Source organism: Streptomyces sp. NPDC087845 (assembly GCF_044742755.1).
Classification (GTDB): Bacteria; Actinomycetota; Actinomycetes; order Streptomycetales; family Streptomycetaceae; genus Streptomyces.
In genome coordinates, this window is sequence record NZ_JBIUVC010000032.1 from 37,459 (window position 1) to 57,655 (window position 20,197).

Below are 20,197 nucleotides of genomic sequence, written 5' to 3' on the forward strand. Positions count from 1 at the left end.
GTGGGCACGCACGGGAGGTGCCCACCCTGACTTGTGTCCCGAACGCCAAGCCGAGGTCGCGGAGTGTCGGCGCTGGGCGACCTGAGTGCGGGCGCGTGGGCGGTAGGGAACCCACTGCCCACGGCCGCCTCGCGGGAGAGCGGGCCGTGGGCAGGGGGTGTCAGGCCGTGCAGCGGAGAGCCTTCTTCACCTTCGGTACGAAGTCCAAGATGAAGGCCTTGATGTCCTTGCGACGTTCGGCGACGTCACCGCCGGCCTGGCCGTCGACGCTGACGATCGCGATGAGGGAGTCCGCCTTGGGGCCGGAGCAGCCTGTACTGACCATGGAGGTAGCGTCACCCAGTGCCCCCAGTCCGGCGAACGGCAGGTCCTTCATCTTCTCTCGGTTGGTGAAACGGAAGGCATACAACTTGTCCATCGGATCGTAGAGTTTGTCCGCCTTGTCGACCCGGAGGTGGACCACCAGTTTGCCGTCCACCCCGATGCGGCAGGCACCCTGAATGTTCGTGCCGGTCTCGATCACGGAACCACCCGTGACCCTGAGTTTCTTGCCGTCGAAGAGGAACGGGTCGAGGGTCTTTTCGTTGAGCGGGACCCCGCACGCTTCCTTCGGAACGGTGTACTCCCGTCCGCTGCCGCATGCGGTGAGGGACAGTGCGAGCCACGCGGTGAGGGCGGAGACGGCCGTGTGGCGAAGTACCTTCGTCATTGGATGCCCTTCACTCCCTCGGCTTTCTTGTTGCCGTCGTTGGCGGAGCCCTCGATCTGTGAGTAGATGCCTTGGTTCTTGGAGAAGCCCTCGTGCGCGGGGTCCTCCGCCCAGTCCTTGTTCTCCTGGTACCAGATGTCCGCGAGTGACTGGAGTTCCAGGCAGCGGTTGGCGTACGTCTTGGTGTGATCGGCGGTGGCCGAGTCGTTGATCCGGTTCTGCTCGTCCTCCAGCATCTTCGTGGTGATCACGTCCACGCCGCGCTGTACCGCGTCGCCGAGCGGATGCCACGGCCCGAGGAGACCGCCCACAACGTGGTACCTCCCCATCTTCTTCCACGAGGCGTCGGCGAGGGCTTCGCCCTTGTCGGTGTTGGTGGCCTGGTAGCGGGCTTCTTCCAGGAAACCGATCGTGCGACCGGCGCTGTCGAGGGTGTCCTCGGGGTGGGCGATCTCGGTGGGGCTGTCGAGGTGGTCGTTCCTGGTGAGGATGTCGGTCACGATCGCCTGATGCATGACCTGGGTGAGGGTCTCGTAGTCCTGCCTGTTGCGCGAGATCTGCTTGCTGACTTCCATCAGCTGCCCTGCGTCCAGCGAGCGCGGGACGAGTGGGCTGCGCATCGCCTCGTGGACCCAGTCGCCATGGTTGCCCATGGCGTACGCCATGCTGTCGCGCATCTCCGACGGGAAGTCGTTGCCGGTGCTCGCCAGGATGCCCAGGGAGCGCTTCATGGCCTCCCGCTGCTCCGGCGTGTGCTCCTCGTACTTCGTCCCGGGCGCCTCCGGGTCGCTGACGCCCGACACCGCCGCGAACATGGCCTTGCCGGCCGCGTCCTTGCCCTCGTTCGGGCCGTCGTTCAGTGGTGAGTCGTCGAAGTACGGGCGGTCCTTCAGCACCCACTGCGCGTTGTCCTGCGGCTCCTTCGTGTTGAAGAAGTCCGTCGAGGCGTCCGGGCTGTTGGAGAGCGCCGTGAGGAAGCCCGTCATCGGGTCGCGGCCGAAGTCCTCGTCGCCGACGAAGTTCAGCTTCGGCTTCGGCTGCTGGTTCCAGAAGTGGTCCGGCAGCCTCATCTCCTTCTCCTTGGCGACCAGTTCGTTGCCGTACTTGTTGAGGAACTGGTCGTCGTAGTCGCCCGTGCGCATGAGGTTGCTCATGATCTGGAAGCCCCAGACGTCACCCTGGCGGGTGTTGTACCGCTCGCCCGAGAACCTCAGCATGTCGTTCTCCCACTGCCGCATGGCAGGGCTGTCCGACTGGGTGGCGCCGCCCAGGACGTATCCCAGGTTCTTCTGGAACTCCCCGAGATGGTCGAGCTGCGTGCGGGCGAGGCCCTTCGGGCTGTCCGGGCTCGAAAGGTCCGCCCAGAACTCCAGCGTCGCCTTCGGGCCCAGCTGCGTGGCGAACTTCTCCTGGAACAACGGGTCGTTCTTGAACGAGCTGAGCAGACCGTTCAGCTTCTGGAACTCCTCGGGCGACATCTCGTCGCCCTTCTCCTTGATCAGCTTGGCGGCTTCCTCGGCCTTGCGCAGGGCGTCGATCGCGGTGTCACGGTCGGTGTACGAGGCACCTGAGAAGCCGACCTCGGCCTGGTCGACGATGGCGCGCAGCACGGTCGCCGCCGTCGTGTCGCTCTCCGTCGCCCGGTTCAGGATGAGCTGCACATCGTCCCGCAGGTGGTCCGCGTCCTGCGGAGAGTGGTCCGGGACCTCGTGGCCCTTGGCGGCGCGGTCCGGGTGGATGAGCATCGTCACGGTGAAGCCGCCACCGCCGATCTGGGCCACCGTGAGGTTCTTCTTGCGGCCCCGCTCCAAGGCCTGGTCCAACTGCTCCTTGTAGCTGACCAACTCGTCGCGGGTGTCGTTGAGGATGCTGTGGATGGTCTTCGCCTGGGTGTGGGCGTCGGAGAATTCTCCCGCCGTCTTGGTGATGAACTCACGAGAGACGGTGGCATTCACACCGGCCCAGTTGGCCTTGTCCGCCTTCGCCTTCAGGTTGTCCCGTGCGTCCGTTTCCAGCGTTCCGAGTTTGTCCACCACCCCCTTCCAGGCAGTGATGGCCTGGCCGAGCTGGCTGAAGTCGCCCTGGCGCAGCGTTTCGAAGTCCATCAGCGCTGCGTCCTCTCCGTGAACCCGTCGTCCAGCGTCGATATGCTGCTCACGATGCCGTAGATGTAGTACTCGTCACCGGCGTGTGCGCCCTTGGTGAAATCCATGTGATTGGAAATGTGCGCGCAGGCGTCCAGCAGGGTCTTGAGCTGCTTCTCCCAGCGATCCTGCACATGGTCGAGCGCGCCGCCCAGTGCGAAGCCCTGGGTGCTCAGATCCTTTGCGGCCGTCTGGCTGATGGACCAGGCGTCACGGCCGTTCTTGCCCAGATTGTCGAAGAGCTTGAACGCCGCGTCACCGACGGCCGCGAGGTCCTGCTGATCGACCTTCAGGTCACCTCCGGGAGCGGGCGCGCCGCCCTCGTCCGGTACATGGTTCAGCTGCATCGCCGCGGAGCGGTTCTCGACAGCCGCCGTCTTGAGCTGCTCCCACTCGTCCCAGGTCATCAGACCCCTTTCCCCCGTGCAGTCTGTTGCGCCGAGCTGGATGAGAAGACTTCGATCCTTCACTCGAAAAATCGACCTGCCAATCGAACTTGACGGGAGTTTAGCGTCAGCTTCACCGCCGTTCGATCTTCATGCCGTGTCAGTCCTGCCGGTCCTGCCAGTCCTGTTGGTCTTGTCAGTCCCGTTGGTCCCGATGGCCGGCGGTGCGGTCGTAGGACCGCGTCGCCCGCACGCCCGGACTGCCTGACACCGAACTGAAGGACCGCCGAACTGAACGGATCAGTTCCGTCCGGGGGCGGCAGCCGGGCGAGCCGCCGCCCCCTTCCAGGCGTGTGGAGAGTGCGGAGTACGAGGCAGGCGGGAACAGTCACCCGGGCCGGCCCGCCGCCCCGCCCGCCGCGCGTGCGGCGCTACCGCTCCCCGTCCATGAGCCCGGACTGCACCAGCGGATTCCCCCGCCGCCTCGTGACGAAGACCCCGCGCCCCGGAGGCATCGGGCGCGGTCGTACGTTGCCGAGGACGTCCCCCTCGATGGGGTCGCCCGAGAGCATCAGGCCCTGCGCGCCCAGCTCCATGATGCGCTGCATGAACGGCTCGTACAGGGCCCGTCCGGCCCCCGCCGTGCTGCGGGCGATGATGAACCGGACGCCGACGTCACGTGAGAACGGCAGCATCTCCGTGAGCTTGGCCAGCGGGTTCCCGCTGGACGTGGAGACCAGGTCGTAGTCGTCGACGACCACGTAGACCGTCGGCCCGCTCCACCAACTGCGCTCGCGCAGCTCCTGCGCCGTGACGTCGGGCGACGGCGTACGGCGCTTCATCAGGTCGTACAGCGCGTCCATGTGGTGCTCCATGTTGTTGGACATGGGCACGTACTCGGCCAGGTGCGTCGCAGGGGTGACGTCCAGGAGCGCTCGCCGGTTGTCGATGACGAAGAGCTTGCAGACGTTCCCGTCGTACCTCTCGGTCAGCTGCTTGATGAGCAGCCGCAGCAGATTGGACTTTCCGGACTCGCTCTCGCCGAACACCAGGAAGAACGGGTCGCGCTCGAAGTCGAGGAAGACCGGCTCCAGGTTGTTCTCGTCGATACCGAACGCGATACCCCGCTCCGGTTGCGCGTGGCCCGCGGGCAGTTCGCGCACCGGGAGTTCGCGGGGCAGCAGCCGGACCGCCGGAGCGGGCGCCGCGGTCCAGTGCCGGGCGACCTCCTGGTTCATGGCCGCCGTCGCCTCGGAGAGGTCGCTGTCGGAGTTGATTCCGTCGATCCGCGGTACCGCGGCCATGAAGTGCAGCTTCTCCGGCGTGAGACCACGACCGGGCACGCCGGCCGGCACGTTGACCGCGGCCTTGCGGTCCAGTTCGGAGTCCATGACGTCGCCGAGCCGCAGTTCGAGCCGGTTCATCAGGTGGTCCTTGAGGTTGGCCCGGACCTCCATGGAACGTGACGCCGTGACGATCAGGTGGATGCCGTATCCGAGGCCGCGCGCCGCGATGTCCACGGCCGCCGCTTCCAGACCCTCGTAGTCCGTACGGAAGTTGCCCCAGCCGTCGATGATCAGAAAGACGTCGCCCCACGGCTGGTCCGTGGCCGAGATGTCGCCGCGCGCCCGGAGCCTGCGGAAGGTGGCGATGGAGTCGATGCCCGCGCTGCGGAAGTACTCCTCGCGCCGCGCCATGATCCCGTACACCTCGGAGACCGTGCGCCGCACCCGCTCCGGGTCGAGCCGGGAGGCGATCCCGCCGACGTGCGGCAGACCGGAGACCGAGGCCATCCCGCCGCCACCGAAGTCGAGTCCGTAGAACTGGACCTCCTGGGGCGTGTGGGTGAGCGCGAAGCCCGCGATGAGTGTGCGCAGCAGCGTGGACTTGCCGGACTGCGGACCACCGGTGATCTGCATGTGGCCCGCAGCACCGGAGAAGTCACGGTAGAGCGTGTCGCGCCGCTGCTCGTACGGCTTGTCGACCACGCCGAGCGGTACGACGAGGCGGCCCGAACCCTCGAATCCCGGCTGGGTCAGCCCACGGCCCTCGACCGCGGAGAGCCCCGGCAGGAGTTCGTCGAGCGACGGCGGGTTGTCCAGCGGAGGGAGCCACACCTGGTGCGCGGAGGCCCCCCGGCCCTCCAGCCGGCGCACGATCACATCGAGCACCGTGTCCGCCAGGGCGTCGTCCTCCGGCGTACGTGCGTCGGGCACCGAGGCCCCGGTCTCCGGGCTGGGCTGTACGTACTGCACCGGCACCGGAGCCGCCGTGAACACCACCGGCCTGCGGTCCACCGGCAGGGGACCGGAGGAGACGGCCGACTGGGCGCCCGAGCGGTACACCCCCGAGACGTACGCGGCCTTGAAGCGCACCATCTCGTCCGTGCCGTACTTCAGATAGCCGGACCCGGGGACGTTGGGCAGGTGGTAGGCGTCGGGCACGCCCAGCGCCGACCGGGACTCGCCCGCCGAGAACGTGCGCAGGCCGATCCGGTACGAGAGATAGGTCTCCAGGCCGCGCAGCCGCCCCTCTTCGAGGCGCTGCGAGGCAAGCAGCAGATGGACGCCCAGCGAACGGCCGATGCGTCCGATCTGCACGAACATCTCGATGAAGTCGGGCTTGGCGGTGAGCAGTTCGCTGAACTCGTCGATGACCAGGACGAGGGAGGGGATCGGCTGCAGCGGGGCGCCCGCGGCGCGTGCCTTCTCGTAGTCGTGGATGTTGGCGTAGTTGCCCGCGTCGCGCAGCATCTCCTGGCGCCGGTTGAGCTCACCGCTGATGGAGTCGCCCATCCGGTCGACCAGCGTCAGATCGTCCGCGAGGTTGGTGATCACCGCTGCGACGTGGGGCATCTGCGCCATACCGGCGAAGGTGGCTCCACCCTTGAAGTCCGCGAGGACGAAGTTGAGCGTCTCCGAGGTGTGGGTGACGGCGAGGCCGAGGACGAGCGTACGCAGCAGTTCGGACTTTCCGGAACCGGTGGCGCCGACGCACAGGCCGTGCGGCCCCATTCCCTCCTGGGCCGCTTCCTTGAGGTCCAGCATCACCGGGCTGCCGTCCTCGCCGACGCCGATCGGGACGCGCAGCCGCTCCGCCTGGGAGCGGGCCCGCCAGGTCCTGCCGACGTCGATCGAGGCCGCGTCACCGAGGTTCAGCAGATCGGTGAATTCGAGATTGGCGAGCAACGGCTCGTCGTCGTCCCCGCCCGAGGCCACATGGAGCGGCGCCAGCTGCCGGGCCAGTGCTTCGGCGGCCTCATGGCCGAGCAGGTCGGGAAGGCCGTCGTAGACCAGCCCGTGCCCGGACTCCAGCCGCAGCGAATGGGGGTGCACCACGGCGGACAGGCCGCCGCGCGCCCCGTCGACCTCACCCGGCACGACCTCGACGACCGTCACGCCCTGGAGGCCCTCGGCCGCAGCGAGCGCCGACACCGGCGACACGGACTGGCCGTCGAGCACGACGACGACATGGGGCTGGTCCATGAGCGGCTGGCCGTCGGGCTGGAAGCGCGGCCGGCCGTCGAGCCGGCCCGCGAGCATCTCCTCCAGCTCCGCCATGCTCGTGGTGATCAGACGGCGGCCACCGGCGCCGTCGATGAAGTCCGGGGCCTGGGCGTGCGGAAGCCACTTCGCCCATTCCCAGTGCGGGGCGGCGTCCCGGCCCGTCGCGAAGGCGATGACCAGATCCTCGGGGGAGTGCAGCGAGGCGAGCGCACCGACCATCGCGCGGGCCGTGGAACGGACGGACTCCGCTTCGCCGCTGATCGTCAGGTGGTAGAAGGCGCGCAACGAGACGGCCATGGGCAGGCCGTCCAGCGTGCTGTGGGTCGTCAGGAACTGCTGCATCGCCCCCGCTGTCAGCGGCTCCAGCTCATCGACCGGCGCGGTCTCGGGCGCGACGAGGGGGGTGGCGAGTTCCTGACTGCCCAGGCCGATGCGCACCTGCGCGAAGTCGGCGTCACCGACGCGGCGTTCCCACACGCGGCTGCCCTCGGCGACAAGCGCCCACAACTGCTCCGGGGAGGGGTGGAGATAGAACTGCGCGTCGCGCTGTTTGCGGGCTGTCTTCAGTACGGCGCGCCTGGTTTGCGTCAGATACTTCAGATAGTCGCGCCGCATGTCGGCGAGCTGCCCCTGGGTGCCGCGCCGGAAGCGGACGAGCGTCGCAATGGCCATGGCGACCGTCGACCCGATCATGATCATTCCCATGATCCGCATGATCGGGTTCGGGGTCATGAAGAAGAAGACGACGGAACCACCCATGCCGAGCATCGGCAGCAGCTGCATCATCACCCCCTCCTGCTGGCCGCGAGGAAGCTCGGGCGGAGGTTGCAACTGCACCTGCTCGTCCGGCACTTCGGAGGGCAGGGCCCGCGGTGGGCGCTTGACGACGATCTGGCTCACAGCTCACCAATTCCCTTGCCGGACAGAACTGTTCGTATCGGCGCCCCCGTGGCGACGGGCTCCATCCGCGGGAGGATCCTACTGGCGTACGAGATGACCCGAGAGCGATAGGGTGTCGCGACGCGTGTAAGCATTCGCTAACTACCGCAAGGAAACGGTCAATCGGGGCGCGAGCGAGGCCCGCGCTCCCGAGGTTCGTTTCAGGAGAACGATGTGGGGGAGCAGCAGGTGACTATGACGGCCCAAGCGGCGGCCACCGGGCAAGGCCGGCCGGGTCCCGGAGTTCCGGCCGGCAACGGAACCGGTTTCTGCCGGGTCACGGTCGTCGCGCCCGACAGCCGCGTCGATGTGGCGCTGCCCGAGGACATCCCGGTCGCCGACCTGTACCCGGAGATCCTCCGGCTGTCGGGGCAGAGCCCCGCCCAGGGGGCTCCGGTCGGCTATCACCTGGTACGCCGCGACGGCACCGTCCTCGACAGCGGGCGCACCCTGGCCAGTCAGCGCATCCTCGACGGCGAACTCCTGTCCCTGCGCCCCTTCTCCGAGTCCCTGCCCCCCGCGGTCTTCGACGACGTCTCCGACGCGGTCGCCTCCGCCGTCGTCCGGGACCGCACCCTCTGGGGCGACAGCCTCATGCGCGGAGCCGGCCTCTTCGGCGGGTCGGTCCTGCTGGTCCTGCTCGGTTTCGTGCTGTGGACCTCCGACGTCCGGCACGACATGCACGGCCTGCCCGGCGTCCTTGCCGCTGTCGTCGCCGTACTCGCTCTCGCGCTGGCGTGCGTACGTGCGCGCGTGTACGACGACCGGGGATCGTCCATGGCCCTGGGCATCGGCGCGCTCGCGAACGCGGCGGTCGCCGGCGCCGGGCTGCTGTCGCTCGGCGAGGGGCAGGGCATCGGCAGGCTCCAGTTCCTGCTCGCCTGCGCCGCCGTGCTGGTGGCGGCGGTGATCCTCATGATCGCCGCCCCCGGCGGGGACGGTCTCTTCGTCGCGTTCGTGTTCGCCGCCACCGTCGGCCTGCTGGTGACCTTCGTCGCGATCATGACGGGCATGAAGCCTGCCGAGACCGCGGCGGTGTGCGCCCCGCTCGCCGTGGGTGTCCTCGCCTTCCTGCCGGGTCTCTCCACCCGTTTCGCCCGCCTTCCCATCGGCTTCGAGCCGCCCCGTACCACCGTGGGTGACTACGGGACGTCCGAGTCGGCGCCGCAGGGCCCGGTCGACGCCGACCGCATCGCCGCCCAGGCGCGGCGCGGCCACGAACTGCTCGTCGGCCTGGTCGGCGGCTGCGCGCTGGTGGCCGTGGGCGCCGCGGCCGTCCTGGGGTTCTCGGGCAACGTCTGGGGCCAGTTGCTGGCGCTCGCCACCGGGATCGCCATGCTGATGCGTTCCCATCTGTTCCGTTACACGGCCCAGGTCGGCTGCGCCCTGGCGGCGGGTCTCGGCGCACTCGTGCTCCTGGGCCTCGGCCTGTCCCTCGATCCGCCGGCCGAAATGCTGCGCGAGGCCGTCACCGGGGACAGCAGCGCGCTCGACATCCGTACGATCTGGCTCACCGCGGCCGTCGCGGGCGCCGCCGCCCTGATCACCGCCATCGGGCTGATCGTGCCGCGCAAGGGAGTCACTCCGTTCTGGGGGCGCTTCCTGGAGATCGCCGAAGCGTGTGTGCTCCTGACGCTGATGCCCCTGTGCCTCGCCGTTTTCGACCTCTACCACTCGATCCGCGCCCTCACCAGCTGACCCCGCGGGCCCGCCCGGCGAAACCCGTCACCGGCCGGGCGCGATCAAGCCCGTCCGGTGACGGAGGGCGAAGCGGCCGTCGGACTCCGGGGTCACTTCACCTCCGGCCGAACCGGCTCCGCCGGACTGGTACGCTGTGTGACGGCCGTTTGTGTACGCGCTCCCGGATCATCCTGAGAGCTGCGCTCATCGGACCTTCGTTCCCGAGTAACGGAAGCCCCCCTGCGATCAAGACCAGGGGCACTCGTGGACGCATCGAACATCAAAGAGGAGTACGCGTGCCGCTCGACGCCGCTACGAAGAAGCAGATCATGTCCGAGTTTGCCCAGAAGGAGGGCGACACCGGATCCCCCGAGGTCCAGGTCGCGATGCTCTCCCGCCGGATCTCGGACCTGACGGAGCACCTCAAGACCCACAAGCACGACCACCACTCCCGTCGTGGTCTGCTGATCCTGGTCGGTCAGCGCCGCCGCCTCCTGCAGTACCTGGCCAAGAAGGACATCCAGCGCTTCCGTGCCCTGGTCGACCGCCTCGGCATCCGCCGCGGTGCGGCCGGCGGCGCCAAGTAGTACGCCGTGAAGGGAGCGGTTCCCACCACTGAGGGGGCCGCTCCCTTTGCTGTACGTACGATTGTGCGTACGGACGCATGTACGGGATGTGGCGGGCCCGCCCGCACGGCCGGAATGCCAAGCTGAGTCGAATCTCAGTAACCTGGTCGAAGAACGACCCGCAGAACGAACCACGACGAGCGAGAAGCAGACCTCCCCGCCGCCGGTCCTCGGTAGTGGCCCCCGGACTCATCGACCCGGGTGCTTCGATCGAAGACCGGCCCGCCGATGGAGGGCTTCTCCGCTACCGTCCCCCGCCACACGGGCGCGGGGGCGATGAAGACGATATGTATCGGAGAAAACGCTAGTGGAGAACGAGACCCACTACGCCGAGGCCGTTATCGACAACGGAACCTTCGGCACCCGCACCATCCGCTTCGAGACGGGCCGCCTGGCCAAGCAGGCCGCCGGCTCCGCCGTCGCGTACCTGGACGACGACACCATGGTGCTGTCGGCCACCACCGCTTCCAAGAAGCCCAAGGACCAGCTCGACTTCTTCCCCCTCACGGTGGACGTCGAGGAGCGGCAGTACGCCGCCGGCAAGATCCCCGGCTCCTTCTTCCGCCGCGAGGGCCGGCCCTCCGAGGACGCGATCCTCACCTGCCGCCTGATCGACCGCCCGCTGCGCCCCTCCTTCAAGAAGGGCCTGCGCAACGAGATCCAGATCGTCGAGACGATCATGGCGCTCAACCCCGACCACCTGTACGACGTGGTCGCGATCAACGCCGCCTCCTGCTCCACGCAGCTGGCCGGCCTGCCCTTCTCCGGCCCGGTCGGCGGCACCCGTGTCGCCCTGATCAAGGGCCAGTGGGTCGCCTTCCCGACGCACACCGAGCTCGAGGACGCCGTCTTCGACATGGTCGTCGCCGGTCGCGTCCTGGAGGACGGCGACGTCGCGATCATGATGGTCGAGGCCGAGGCCACCGAGAAGACCATCCAGCTCGTCAAGGACGGCGCCGAGGCCCCGACCGAAGAGGTCGTCGCCGCCGGTCTGGAAGCCGCGAAGCCCTTCATCAAGGTCCTCTGCAAGGCCCAGTCGGACCTCGCCGCCAAGGCGGCCAAGCCCACCGGCGACTTCCCGGTCTTCCTGGACTACCAGGACGACGTCTTCGAGGCGCTCGCCGCCGCCGTCACGTCCGAGCTGGCCCAGGCGCTCACCATCGCCGGCAAGCAGGACCGCGAGGCCGAGCTGGACCGCGTCAAGGAGATCGCCGCCGAGAAGCTCCTCCCGGCCTTCGAGGGCCGCGAGAAGGAGATCTCCGCCGCGTACCGCTCGCTGACCAAGAAGCTGGTCCGCGAGCGCGTCATCAAGGACAAGGTCCGCATCGACGGCCGCGGTGTCACGGACATCCGCACGCTCGCCGCCGAGGTCGAGGCCATCCCGCGGGTGCACGGCTCGGCGCTGTTCGAGCGTGGCGAGACCCAGATCCTGGGCGTCACCACCCTCAACATGCTCCGCATGGAACAGCAGCTGGACACCCTCTCCCCGGTGACCCGCAAGCGCTACATGCACAACTACAACTTCCCGCCGTACTCCGTCGGTGAGACCGGTCGCGTGGGCTCGCCCAAGCGCCGCGAGATCGGCCACGGTGCGCTCGCCGAGCGCGCCATCGTGCCGGTGCTGCCGACGCGCGAGGAGTTCCCCTACGCGATCCGCCAGGTCTCCGAGGCGCTGGGCTCCAACGGCTCGACGTCCATGGGCTCGGTCTGCGCCTCCACCATGTCGCTGCTGAACGCCGGTGTGCCGCTCAAGGCCGCTGTCGCCGGTATCGCCATGGGCCTGATCTCCCAGGAGATCGACGGCAAGACCCACTACGTCGCCCTCACCGACATCCTCGGTGCGGAGGACGCCTTCGGCGACATGGACTTCAAGGTCGCCGGTACGAAGCAGTTCGTCACCGCGCTCCAGCTCGACACCAAGCTCGACGGCATCCCCGCCTCGGTCCTGGCCGCCGCGCTGAAGCAGGCCCGCGACGCCCGCCTCCACATCCTCGATGTGATGAACGAGGCCATCGACGTCCCGGACGAGATGTCCCCGAACGCCCCGCGGATCATCACCGTCAAGATCCCGGTGGACAAGATCGGTGAGGTCATCGGCCCCAAGGGCAAGATGATCAACCAGATCCAGGAGGACACCGGCGCCGACATCACGATCGAGGACGACGGCACCATCTACATCGGTGCCGCCGACGGACCGGCCGCCGAGGCCGCCCGCGCCACGATCAACTCGATCGCCAACCCGACCATGCCGGAGGTCGGCGAGCGCTACCTGGGTACGGTCGTCAAGACCACCACCTTCGGTGCGTTCGTCTCCCTCATGCCGGGCAAGGACGGCCTGCTGCACATCTCGCAGATCCGCAAGCTCGCCGGTGGCAAGCGCGTGGAGAACGTCGAGGACGTGCTCGGTGTCGGCGCCAAGGTCCAGGTCGAGATCGCCGAGATCGACTCCCGCGGCAAGCTCTCCCTGATCCCCGTCATCGAGGGTGAAGAGGACGAGAAGAAGGACGACGCCGCCAAGTGACGTCCCGTAGTTCCGTGACGACGGCCCGCGCCTCCTCGAAGGCGCGGGCCGTCGCCCGTACCCAAACGCTTCTCAAGGGCACCAACGGCATCGGTACGGTCCGCCGCACCGTCCTCCCGGGCGGCCTCCGGGTCGTCACCGAGACGCTGCCCTCCGTCCGCTCCGCCACCTTCGGGATCTGGGCCAACGTCGGATCACGCGACGAGACCCCCACTCTGAACGGCGCGACGCACTACCTCGAACACCTCCTCTTCAAGGGCACCGCCAAGCGCAGCGCCCTCGACATCTCCGCCGCCCTCGACGCGGTCGGCGGCGAGATGAACGCCTTCACGGCGAAGGAGTTCACCTGCTACTACGCGCGGGTCCTCGACACCGACCTGCCGCTGGCCATCGACGTCGTCTGCGACATGCTGACCGGCTCGCTGATCACCGCCGAGGACGTCGACGCCGAGCGCGGTGTCATCCTCGAAGAGATCGCCATGACCGAGGACGACCCGGGCGACTGCGTGCACGACCTGTTCGCGCACACCCTGCTCGGCGACACCCCCCTCGGCCGCCCGGTCCTCGGCACCGTCGACACCATCAACGCGCTCGACCGCGGCCGGATCGCCCGCTTCTACAAGAAGCACTACGACCCCACGCACCTGGTCGTCGCCGCCGCGGGCAACATCGACCACGCCACGGTCGTACGGCAGGTCCGCAGGGCCTTCGAGCGCGCGGGCGCCCTGTCCCGCACCGACGCCGTCCCGGTCCCGCCGCGCGCGGGCTCGCGCACCGTGCGCACCGCGGGCAGCGTCGAGCTGCTGAACCGCAGGACCGAGCAGGCCCACGTCGTCCTCGGCGTCCCCGGCCTGGCCCGCACCGACGACCGACGCTGGGCGCTCGGCGTCCTCAACACCGCTCTCGGCGGCGGCATGAGCTCACGCCTCTTCCAGGAGGTACGGGAGAAGCGCGGCCTCGCCTACAGCGTCTACTCGTACACCTCGGGCTTCGCCGACTGCGGACTCTTCGGCGTGTACGCGGGCTGCCGGCCCAGCCAGGTCCACGACGTCCTCAAGATCTGCCGGGACGAGCTCGACCGGGTAGCGTCCGAAGGACTGAGCGACGAGGAGATCGGCCGCGCCATCGGTCAGCTCTCCGGTTCCACCGTCCTCGGCCTGGAGGACACCGGCGCGCTGATGAACCGCATCGGCAAGAGCGAACTGTGCTGGGGCGACCAGATGTCGGTCGACGACATGCTGGCCCGGATAGCGCAGGTCACCCCCGACGACGTGCGCGCGGTCGCGGGCGAGGTCCTCGGACACCGCCCTTCGCTCTCCGTCATCGGCCCGCTCAAGGACAAGCAGGCCGACCGCCTCGACGAAGCGGTCTCCTAACCCCACCCGTAAGGAAGCAGAGCAATGAGCAAGCTGCGCGTGGCCGTTCTCGGCGCCAAGGGCCGTATCGGATCCGAGGCGGTACGAGCGGTCGAGGCCGCCGACGACATGGAGCTGGTGGCCGCCCTGGGCCGCGGCGACAAGCTGGAGACCCTCGCGGAATCCGGCGCGCAGGTCGTCGTCGAGCTCACCACCCCCGCGTCGGTGATGGGCAACCTCGACTTCTGCATCCGGCACGGCATCCACGCCGTCGTCGGTACGACGGGCTGGTCCGACGAACGGCTCGCGCAGCTGAACACCTGGCTCACCGGCTCCCCGGAGACCGGCGTGCTCATCGCGCCGAACTTCTCCATCGGCGCCGTCCTCACGATGAAGTTCGCGGAGCAGGCCGCCCGCTACTTCGAGTCCGTCGAGGTCGTCGAGCTGCACCACCCCAACAAGGTCGACGCCCCCTCGGGCACCGCCACCCGCACCGCGCAGCTGATCGCCGAGGCCCGGCGGAAGGCCGGCTGCGCCCCGCAGCCGGACGCCACCGCCACGGCCCTGGACGGTGCCCGCGGCGCGGACGTCGACGGGGTCCCGGTCCACGCGATCAGGCTCCGCGGCCTGCTCGCCCACCAGGAAGTGCTGCTCGGCGGTGAGGGGGAGACCCTCACCATCCGCCACGACTCACTGCATCACAGCAGCTTCATGCCGGGCATCCTGCTCGGCGCACGCCGCGTGGTGACCACTCCCGGCCTCACGTTCGGCCTGGAACACTTCCTCGACCTGAACTGACTGAGCCCCCGCCATGCGCGCAAAGATCACTTACTTCGTCACCGCTGCCGTCCTGGTCTTCTACTTCGTCCTGGTCGGCAGCCGTGGCGTCCTGCTCATCGAGCACGGCACCCTGCTGACGGTCACCTTCGGCGTCGCCGTGCTGATCCTGCCGGTGATCGGGGTCTGGTTCCTCTGGAAGAACACCCAGTTCGTGGCGCGGGCCAACGCGCTGGCCGCGGAACTCGACGCGGAGGGCGGTCTGCCGGTCGACGAACTGGTCCGTACCCCGTCCGGCCGCATCGACCGCGCCTCGGCCGACGCCGTGTTCGCACGGCGCCGTGAGGAGACCGAGGACGCCCCGGACGACTGGCGCTGCTGGTTCCGCCTGGCCGTCGCCTACCAGGACGCCAGGGACACCCCACGGGCCCGGAAAGCCATGCAACGCGCCATCGCCCTGCACACGAAGCCGGCCCTCGGACGGGTCACACCGGCCGAATAGGGCCCGTCCGGCGATGGAGAACGTCCTTCGGGCCCGTCCGGCGATCGACGAAGCGGTCACCGAACGGGCCCGTCACCCCTCGCCTCAGCCTTGCGCGTACTCGTCCGCCCACGCCTCGACCGTGTCGGCAGCGCGGTCGAATGCCTCGCCCCGTGCCAGAAAATCCGCGTTGCTGTCGGTGAGCAGGGGCGAAAGCGCCTCGCCGCTCTGGCGTACGACGATCAGCGCCTGCCCCTGCACCGTGCGCGGAAACCCGAGCCACTTCACCGGCTGCTGCACGGTGCGGACGGCCGTGACCCGGTTCCACGGCACGGTCGTCGTCGTGAGGAAGCCCACCCGGCGCACGCCGTGCCGGCTCACCCAGGCGCCGGTGCGCAGCAGCCGCAGGGCGCAGACGATGACCACGAGCGCGAGCCCCAGACAGGCGGCGGCACCCGAGACCGCCCCGGCGAACGCGATGACCATCCCCGCGAGCAGGACGAACGACGCGATCAGCAACAGGGAGGCCGCGGCCGCCACCCGCCAGGGCCCGGGGCGGTACGGGCGCCGCCAACTGTCGTGGTCGTCGAACGGCAGCGCGATGTCCTCAGCGCTCGCGTCAAACGCGCGGTCGGCCGTCAGGAAGGGCAGGGGCACGACTGATCCTCACTCACAAGCACGCTCGATTGCTGTGCCCGGTGAGGCTACCGAGGAGGTCACCGCCCCGACCACCCCAGGGGGCCTGTACGAGTCAGCGCCCGTGGGCGGCCTCGGTCTGCTGCGAGTGCGACGCGTCCTGGGCGGGGCTCAGAGCGGGCAGGCCGAGGATCAGCGACCCCACGAGACCTGCCGCCACGGTCAGCCCGATGAGGGAACGGCCGGCCAACTGCGAGACGCTGGTGCGCTCACGCGGGGGCGGGGTGACGTTACTGCGGAATCGGTCGGCGTCGGCTACGAACGAGAACGGGACGGATTCACGCCGGCGGAACATGAGGAAACTCTCCTTGAACCCTGTTGCGGATGCTGCTAATGAGTCAGACGCACAACCGACCCGTTCGGTGCCCCGAATCGCCGAATTCATCGAAGAAATCCCGGGACGGACCTTCCGACCGCCGTTGTCTGAGGCGGCCCGTAGAGTGGGCGCCGCCCGAGCGACGCAATTGGAAGGACCCCGCCGGTGACCGAGACCCCCGAGCCCGCAAAGCCCAGCTTCCGCAGCGATGTCACTGTTGACCTGGTGAAACACGCCGCTGGCGACTCCGACGTCCTGTTCGCGGCCCGTGTCTCCACGGCCGGTGAGCAGTCCCTGGAAGAGGTCACCAAGGACCCCGAGCGCTCCAAGGGGCTCATCAACTTCCTGATGCGCGACCGGCACGGCAGCCCGTTCGAGCACAACTCGATGACCTTCTTCATCAGCGCCCCGATCTTCGTGTTCCGCGAGTTCATGCGCCACCGCGTCGGCTGGTCGTACAACGAGGAATCGGGCCGCTACAGGGAGCTGGAACCGGTCTTCTACGTCCCGGGGGAGTCCCGCAAGCTCGTCCAGCAGGGGCGCCCGGGGAAGTACGAGTTCGTCGAGGGCACCCAGGCCCAGCAGGAGCTCACCGGCCGCGTCATGGAGGACTCGTACCGCCAGGCGTACGAGGCGTACCAGGAGATGCTTGCCGCAGGAGTGGCCCGCGAGGTCGCCCGTGCCGTGCTTCCCGTGGGCCTGTTCTCCTCGATGTACGCCACGTGCAACGCCCGCTCGCTGATGCACTTCCTCGGCCTGCGAACCCAGCACGAACTGGCCAAGGTGCCCTCCTTCCCGCAGCGGGAGATCGAGATGGTCGGCCAGCAGATGGAGGAGCACTGGGCCCGGCTCATGCCCCTCACCCATGCAGCCTTCAACAAAAACGGACGGGTAGCCCCGTAAGCGGTGTCCGTATTGCGGCGTTTCGTGAAGTTCATCTAGGCTGATCAAACGGACCCGGCACTGCTTGAACCCCCGAGCAGGCAGTGCCGGGCTCCTACTGTGTGTCCCCCCGAGGGGGCATTGAGCGCTGAGCAACGAGTAGCGTGTTACCCATGGCTCCGATCTCCACTCCGCAGACCCCCTTCGGGCGGGTCCTCACCGCTATGGTCACGCCTTTCACGGCGGACGGTGCACTCGACCTCGACGGTGCCCAGCGGCTCGCCGCCCATCTGGTGGACGCAGGCAATGACGGCCTGATCATCAACGGCACCACCGGCGAGTCCCCGACCACCAGCGACGCGGAGAAAGACCAGCTCGTAAGGGCCGTACTGGAAGCCGTGGGAGACAGGGCCCACGTCGTCGCCGGCATCGGCACCAACGACACCCGGCACAGCGTCGAGCTCGCCCGAACGGCCGAACGCTCCGGCGCCCATGGCCTCCTCGCGGTGACGCCGTACTACAACAAGCCGCCGCAGGAAGGCATCTTCCGCCACTTCACGGCCATCGCCGATGCCACCGGCCTGCCGGTGATGCTCTACGACATTCCGGGCCGCAGCGGAGTGCCGATCGACACCGAGACACTGGTGCGGCTCGCCGAGCACCCGCGTATCGTCGCCAACAAGGACGCCAAGGGCGACCTCGGCCGCGCCAGCTGGGCCATCACCCGGTCCGGCCTCGCCTGGTACTCGGGCGACGACATGCTGAACCTGCCGCTCCTCTCGGTCGGCGCCGTCGGCTTTGTTTCCGTCGTCGGCCACGTCGTCACCCCGGAGCTGCGCGCCCTCATCGAGGCGTACCTCGGCGGCGACGTCCAGAAGGCCACGGAGATCCACCAGAAGCTCCTGCCGGTCTTCACCGGAATGTTCCGCACCCAGGGCGTGATCACCACCAAGGCCGCGCTGACCCTTCGGGGCCTCCCCGCGGGCCCGCTGCGCCTCCCCCTGGTGGAACTCACCGCACAGGAGACGGCGCAGCTCAAGATCGATCTCGCCGCCGGTGGGGTAGAGCTGTAACCACAGACTTCACAACTGAATAAGCCAAAAACACTCGCAAGAGCGAAAACACAGACAACAGCAAGTGCACGAATGACATGCGCGCCACGTGCCCAAGCGGTACGTGGCGTGCGTGGTAAGGAGAGTCTTTTGAGTCATCCGCATCCCGAACTCGGCACCCCGCCGAAGCTCCCGAAGGGCGGCCTCCGGGTCACCCCCCTCGGCGGCCTCGGTGAAATCGGCCGCAACATGACGGTCTTCGAGTACGGCGGCCGCCTGCTCGTCGTCGACTGCGGAGTCCTCTTCCCGGAGGAGGAGCAGCCCGGTATCGACCTGATCCTGCCGGACTTCACCACGATCCGGGACCGTCTCGACGACATCGAGGGCATCGTCCTCACGCACGGCCACGAGGACCACATCGGTGGCGTCCCGTACCTGCTGCGCCTGAAGCCGGACATCCCGCTCATCGGCTCCAAGCTCACCCTCGCGCTGATCGAGGCCAAGCTCCAGGAGCACCGCATCCGTCCGTACACCCTCGAAGTCGCGGAGGGCCAGCGCGAGCGCATCGGTGTCTTCGACTGCGAGTTCGTCGCGGTCAACCACTCCATCCCGGACGCTCTCGCGGTCGCCATCCGCACGCCCGCGGGCATGGCCGTCGCGACCGGTGACTTCAAGATGGACCAGCTCCCGCTGGACGGCCGGCTCACCGACCTGCACGCGTTCGCCCGGCTGAGCGAGGAAGGCATCGACCTTCTTCTCTCCGACTCGACCAACGCGGAGGTCCCCGGCTTCGTACCGCCGGAGCGGGACATCTCCAATGTCCTGCGCACGGTCTTCGCCAATGCCCAGAAGCGCATCATCGTGGCGAGCTTCGCCAGCCACGTACACCGCATCCAGCAGATCCTCGACGCGGCCCACGAGTACGGCCGCCGGGTCGCTTTCGTCGGCCGGTCGATGGTCCGCAACATGGGCATCGCCCGTGACCTGGGCTATCTGAAGGTCCCCGCGGGCCTGGTGGTCGACGTCAAGACCCTCGACGACCTGCCGGACGACGAGATCGTGCTGGTCTGCACGGGCTCCCAGGGCGAGCCGATGGCCGCGCTGTCCCGTATGGCCAACCGCGACCACCAGATCCGGATCGTCCAGGGCGACACGGTGATCCTGGCGTCGTCCCTGATTCCGGGCAACGAGAACGCGGTCTACCGCGTGATCAACGGCCTGACCCGCTGGGGCGCGAACGTGGTCCACAAGGGCAATGCCAAGGTCCACGTCTCGGGCCACGCCTCGGCCGGCGAGCTGCTGTACTTCTACAACATCTGCAAGCCGAAGAACCTGATGCCGGTCCACGGCGAGTGGCGCCACCTCAGGGCCAACGCCGAACTGGGTGCTCTCACCGGCGTGCCCAAGGACCACATCGTCATCGCCGAGGACGGCGTCGTCGTCGACCTCGTCGACGGCAGGGCCAAGATCGTCGGCAAGGTCCAGGCCGGCTATGTGTACGTCGACGGCCTTTCGGTCGGGGACGTCACCGAGACCTCTCTCAAGGACCGCCGGATCCTGGGTGAGGAGGGCATCATCTCCGTCTTCATCGTGGTCGACAGCTCCTCCGGCAAGATCACGGGCGGCCCGGACATCCATGCCCGTGGCTCCGGCATCGACGACTCGGCATTCAGCGCCGTCGTGCCGAAGATCGAGGAAGCGATCAACAGGTCCGCCCAGGACGGTGTGCTGGAACCCCACCAGGTCCAGCAACTGGTCCGCCGCACAGTAGGCAAGTGGGTCTCCGACACCTACCGCCGACGCCCGATGATCCTTCCGGTCGTCGTCGAGGTCTGATCCCGACAGGCGCGAACTCCGGAGCGGGGCCCCCGATTTGCATCGGGGGCCCCGCTCCAGTACGTTTACGGCTCCGCCTGACCGGGAAGTACCGCGCACACTCGTGCGCCGTGGACTACCCGAACGGGGTGGGAATTCCGACTCAGAACTTCTGATAAAGTCGGATCCGCCGAAAGGCAAGGCCACTCCAAAGGCCGCCGGAATTCAAATTCGGACCGGAAACGGAACGGAAAAGAGTCTGGTAAGGTTGGAACCGCTGGAAAGGGAAACGCGAAAGCGAAGAACTGGAAA

The 20,197-nt window shown here is 68.2% G+C and carries 15 protein-coding genes; 9 read left to right on the forward strand and 6 right to left on the reverse strand.

The window, feature by feature from the left end; translation table 11 throughout:
* Positions 1-160: 160 nt before the first annotated feature.
* The 4 genes from ACIOMQ_RS39810 to eccCa form a co-directional block, all read right to left on the reverse strand.
* Positions 161-709, reverse strand: a complete 549-nt coding sequence (locus tag ACIOMQ_RS39810; protein WP_402192619.1) for a hypothetical protein — start codon at positions 707-709, stop codon at positions 161-163.
* On the reverse strand, positions 706-2,814 hold the full coding sequence (locus tag ACIOMQ_RS39815) for a hypothetical protein (protein ID WP_402192621.1): 2,109 nt from the start codon (positions 2,812-2,814) through the stop codon (positions 706-708). Before ACIOMQ_RS39815 ends, ACIOMQ_RS39810 begins: the two co-directional genes overlap by 4 nt.
* Positions 2,814-3,260, reverse strand: a complete 447-nt coding sequence (locus ACIOMQ_RS39820) for a hypothetical protein (protein ID WP_362209622.1) — start codon at positions 3,258-3,260, stop codon at positions 2,814-2,816. Before ACIOMQ_RS39820 ends, ACIOMQ_RS39815 begins: the two co-directional genes overlap by 1 nt.
* Before the next feature lie 410 nt (positions 3,261-3,670).
* Positions 3,671-7,645 carry a type VII secretion protein EccCa gene (gene eccCa / locus ACIOMQ_RS39825; protein ID WP_401271015.1) on the reverse strand — a complete coding sequence of 1,325 codons (3,975 nt, stop codon included), beginning with the start codon at positions 7,643-7,645 and terminating at the stop codon, positions 3,671-3,673.
* Between the two features lie 234 nt (positions 7,646-7,879).
* On the opposite strand from eccCa, the gene eccD reads away from it, so the two are divergent.
* The 6 genes from eccD to ACIOMQ_RS39855 all read left to right on the forward strand — a co-directional run bounded on the left by eccD (position 7,880) and on the right by ACIOMQ_RS39855 (position 15,145).
* A complete protein-coding gene (eccD, locus tag ACIOMQ_RS39830) occupies positions 7,880-9,382 on the forward strand; it encodes a type VII secretion integral membrane protein EccD (protein WP_402192623.1) in 1,503 nt (500 codons plus the stop codon).
* 278 nt (positions 9,383-9,660) lie between these two features.
* Positions 9,661-9,951 (forward strand): 30S ribosomal protein S15, encoded by a 291-nt coding sequence (rpsO, locus tag ACIOMQ_RS39835; protein WP_003965855.1) that lies wholly within the window; start codon positions 9,661-9,663, stop codon positions 9,949-9,951.
* A 346-nt stretch (positions 9,952-10,297) separates the two neighbouring features.
* Positions 10,298-12,511: a polyribonucleotide nucleotidyltransferase gene (locus ACIOMQ_RS39840; protein ID WP_401271017.1), complete on the forward strand. Its 2,214-nt coding sequence runs from the start codon at positions 10,298-10,300 to the stop codon at positions 12,509-12,511.
* Positions 12,508-13,887, forward strand: coding sequence for a pitrilysin family protein (locus tag ACIOMQ_RS39845; protein WP_362209612.1), 1,380 nt, complete (start codon positions 12,508-12,510; stop codon positions 13,885-13,887). Before ACIOMQ_RS39840 ends, ACIOMQ_RS39845 begins: the two co-directional genes overlap by 4 nt.
* A 24-nt stretch (positions 13,888-13,911) precedes the next feature.
* Positions 13,912-14,664, forward strand: a complete 753-nt coding sequence (dapB, locus tag ACIOMQ_RS39850) for a 4-hydroxy-tetrahydrodipicolinate reductase (protein WP_362209609.1) — start codon at positions 13,912-13,914, stop codon at positions 14,662-14,664.
* A gap of 13 nt (positions 14,665-14,677) precedes the next feature.
* Positions 14,678-15,145, forward strand: a complete 468-nt coding sequence (locus ACIOMQ_RS39855; RefSeq protein ID WP_362209606.1) for a hypothetical protein — start codon at positions 14,678-14,680, stop codon at positions 15,143-15,145.
* An 84-nt stretch (positions 15,146-15,229) separates the two neighbouring features.
* On the opposite strand, the gene ACIOMQ_RS39860 is transcribed toward ACIOMQ_RS39855, so the two are convergent.
* Together ACIOMQ_RS39860 and ACIOMQ_RS39865 are read right to left on the reverse strand one after the other, a co-directional pair.
* On the reverse strand, positions 15,230-15,781 hold the full coding sequence (locus ACIOMQ_RS39860) for a hypothetical protein (protein ID WP_362209604.1): 552 nt from the start codon (positions 15,779-15,781) through the stop codon (positions 15,230-15,232).
* A gap of 94 nt (positions 15,782-15,875) precedes the next feature.
* Positions 15,876-16,115, reverse strand: coding sequence for a hypothetical protein (locus tag ACIOMQ_RS39865; RefSeq protein WP_362209601.1), 240 nt, complete (start codon positions 16,113-16,115; stop codon positions 15,876-15,878).
* Between the two features lie 186 nt (positions 16,116-16,301).
* Between ACIOMQ_RS39865 and thyX the strand changes: the two genes are divergently transcribed.
* The 3 genes from thyX (at position 16,302) to ACIOMQ_RS39880 (ending at position 19,906) form a co-directional block, all read left to right on the forward strand.
* Positions 16,302-17,039, forward strand: coding sequence for an FAD-dependent thymidylate synthase (gene thyX, locus ACIOMQ_RS39870; protein WP_401271024.1), 738 nt, complete (start codon positions 16,302-16,304; stop codon positions 17,037-17,039).
* A gap of 152 nt (positions 17,040-17,191) precedes the next feature.
* Entirely contained in the window at positions 17,192-18,091 is a 900-nt protein-coding gene (dapA, locus tag ACIOMQ_RS39875; protein ID WP_402192626.1) for a 4-hydroxy-tetrahydrodipicolinate synthase, read from the forward strand.
* A gap of 129 nt (positions 18,092-18,220) precedes the next feature.
* On the forward strand, positions 18,221-19,906 hold the full coding sequence (locus ACIOMQ_RS39880; RefSeq protein ID WP_362209592.1) for a ribonuclease J: 1,686 nt from the start codon (positions 18,221-18,223) through the stop codon (positions 19,904-19,906).
* Positions 19,907-20,197: the final 291 nt, after the last annotated feature.